Below are 2,599 nucleotides of genomic sequence, written 5' to 3' on the forward strand. Positions count from 1 at the left end.
GGGACTCGAGAGCATGACCGTCAGCTTCGACGATGTCGCCGTCTCGGGAAGGAACTACTACTTCCGATGGACCATGGATACACGGATGAAACACCTCGCCAAGGGGAAGACCGTCCGCACGATCGGCGTCACCCTAGTTCGGTTTGATCCGCATGGGAGGGTCCTCCTCCATCAGGATTTCTGGGATTCCGCCCAGGGCGTCTGGGACCACGTCCCCGTGCTCGGAACCGTGATCCGCTGGATCCAGTCCAGGATTTGAGCATAACGGACTCCACGGGCTTGCCGACGAGTCCGCTTCATGAGATCCTTTGAGGTGAGTCGCCGGTATAGCTCAGCTGGTAGAGCACCTGATTTGTAATCAGGCGGTCGTCGGTTCGAATCCGACTGCCGGCTCCATCAACATTGGTTGATGGAACGGGGCGTATGGGAAGCGATTTTGATTCGCGTGCGAATGCAGCATGACTTTCAGCTCCCAACATTCTTAGGGGGTAGGACGCTCTATGTCCATTCGGGTTGGTATCATGATGACGAATGGGGATACCACGTCCCCTGATGAAACCCCGCACCACCATGACGCACATGAACGAGAAGAACACCGCCCGGAACTTCACCGAGATCGCCTTCATCCTTGACCGCTCAGGCTCCATGCAGTCGATCGCCGAGACCGCCGTGACCGGCTTCAACGAGCTCCTGACCCGCCAACAGGAGGAACATGCCCAGACACCGGTCCGGATGTCCCTGATCCTCTTTAACACGGAATATGAGGCCCTCTTCTGCTCCGTCCCGGCTCCAGAGATCCTTCGTCTCGACATGAAGACCTACGCCCCGGACGGCGGCACCGCTCTCTTGGACGCGATCGGCCGCACGATCGACGAGACCGGAGCCAGGTTGGCCTCCATTCCCGAGGCCGATCGGCCCGGTAAGGTCATCATCGCCATCCTCACCGACGGGGAGGAGAACTCCTCGCGCAACTTCACTTGGGCCCAGGTCAGCGAGCGGATCAAGCATCAGAGGGAAGTCTACAAGTGGGAGTTCCTCTTCCTCGGCGCCAACCAGGACGCCATCGCCACTGCGGCCAAGATGAATATCGCGGCGGGGGATTCCTCGACTTTTTTCCAGAGGGACCAGAGCGTCACAAGCGCCATGAGAGCCACCTCCAAGAGCCTGCGCTTCTCGAAGCTTCGCGAGGCAAAGACCCAGAGCCTGAGCGAAATGGTCAGGGAGGAAGACCTGGCTCAAGAGACCGATCCCACGGCGGGCAGCAAGTAAGGTTTTTTGCCATATTACCGTGCGCTCTCGCAAGGGGGTGCCCGGCGTTGCTTTCAACCAGACTGTCGGCGCCCATCAAGGGATTGAATCAGCGGTTCCCAAAGGCCTAATCCATCAAGGCACAAAAAAGCGGGCCCCTGCGAAGAAGTCCCGCTTTTTTGTGGAGAGATGCCTAGTAACGGCGAGGACCGCGATCGCGGTCACCACCGAAGGAGCGACCTCCGCCCCTGTTTCCTGGGGGACGGTCCTCGCGGGGACGGGCTTCATTGACGGTCAGGTTGCGGCCCTGAAAGTCCTTGCCCTCAAGAGCCGCGATGGCTGCGTTACCTTCCTCGGCGTTGCCCATCGTGACAAAGCCAAATCCGCGGGAACGGCCGGTTTCACGGTCGGTGACCAGGGCGACCTCGGTCGGTTTGCCGTACTGGGTGAAGAGATCGCGCAGATCCTGGTCGGTGGTGTCAAAGGTCAGATTGCCTACGTAGAGTTTCATGTTGGTGTGTGTGGTTGATACGAAATCCGCTAATCAGAGCCGTTCCCGAGAACCGGGTTTCAAACCACCGATAAAAAACTCAACCGGCAATTCACCACGCAACAAATCATTAAAAATCGAACTTTCTTATTCTGTGACCATTCCAAGCATTAGCAAGGGAAACCTTTAGGGAACGGCAGCGGATCCTTGGCTTTCCACAGGAATTCATTCGCTCAACCGCATGCCGCGGCGTAGATTCACAGGACATTGTATCAGTCCTTTCAATCATCCTACCGTTACTCCAGCGACTCCTGTGGGGCGCTTTTCCCTCTCTGACATGGGACTCGGCACGAAAAACCGCCAGAATCAGTCCGCTGATCTCTGCAAGGAGCACCTCCGAACCGCACACGCCTCGCAGGGTGTCCTCGTGGAGGATTTTATCCTCGAGATCGAGGGTTCCGGAAAGACCAAGGACATCCTAAGGTGGGGTCAGTTTACCGACATGTCTCACGACATCGGGGCCATGAAGGAGCGCCTTGATGAGCAATTTATAAAATGGTTGAACGGCGACGTTTGACCACCAACCAGTCACAACAACCAACCACTGAAGACCATGGTCAAAATCAATTACGGGTTCGAGAAGCGCAGGAAGGAAATGGAGAAGAAGCGTAAGAAGGAAGAAAAAGCAAAAGCCAAGGCCGCGGGCAAAGCCGCAGGATCTTCCTCCTCCGAACCGCAGGAAGAGGCACCCGCCGCAGAGTAGTCTTACTACGGAGGGGTTATTAATGAGGGCTCAGCACCGGGGCACCCCCTGCGCGATATCAGTCTCAACCTAGGTCGCATCTCCCGCGCGGCATCCTC

4 protein-coding genes and 1 tRNA gene are annotated in these 2,599 nt (G+C 57.3%); 4 read left to right on the top strand and 1 reads right to left on the bottom strand.

The features are described from left to right. From ACIQ32_RS11770 to ACIQ32_RS11780, 3 genes are all read left to right on the top strand, one after another. Positions 1 to 259: hypothetical protein (locus ACIQ32_RS11770; RefSeq protein WP_396195874.1), on the top strand; the 259-nt coding region annotated here is incomplete at its 5' end. Positions 260 to 320: 61 nt separating this feature from the next. After that, a tRNA-Thr gene (locus ACIQ32_RS11775) sits at positions 321 to 396 on the top strand. A 183-nt stretch (positions 397 to 579) separates the two neighbouring features. Next, complete coding sequence (locus ACIQ32_RS11780) at positions 580 to 1,269, top strand: hypothetical protein (RefSeq protein ID WP_396195875.1); 690 nt, start codon at positions 580 to 582, stop codon at positions 1,267 to 1,269. Between the two features lie 172 nt (positions 1,270 to 1,441). Here the strand turns inward: ACIQ32_RS11780 and ACIQ32_RS11785 are convergent, their stop codons facing one another. Beyond that, complete coding sequence (locus ACIQ32_RS11785; RefSeq protein WP_396195876.1) at positions 1,442 to 1,759, bottom strand: RNA recognition motif domain-containing protein; 318 nt, start codon at positions 1,757 to 1,759, stop codon at positions 1,442 to 1,444. 592 nt (positions 1,760 to 2,351) lie between these two features. On the opposite strand from ACIQ32_RS11785, the gene ACIQ32_RS11790 reads away from it, so the two are divergent. Then, on the top strand, positions 2,352 to 2,501 hold the full coding sequence (locus ACIQ32_RS11790) for a hypothetical protein (RefSeq protein ID WP_396195877.1): 150 nt from the start codon (positions 2,352 to 2,354) through the stop codon (positions 2,499 to 2,501). Positions 2,502 to 2,599: the final 98 nt, after the last annotated feature.

It is taken from the genome of Flavobacterium sp., from assembly GCF_044373165.1.
GTDB lineage: Bacteria > Bacteroidota > Bacteroidia > Flavobacteriales > Flavobacteriaceae > Flavobacterium.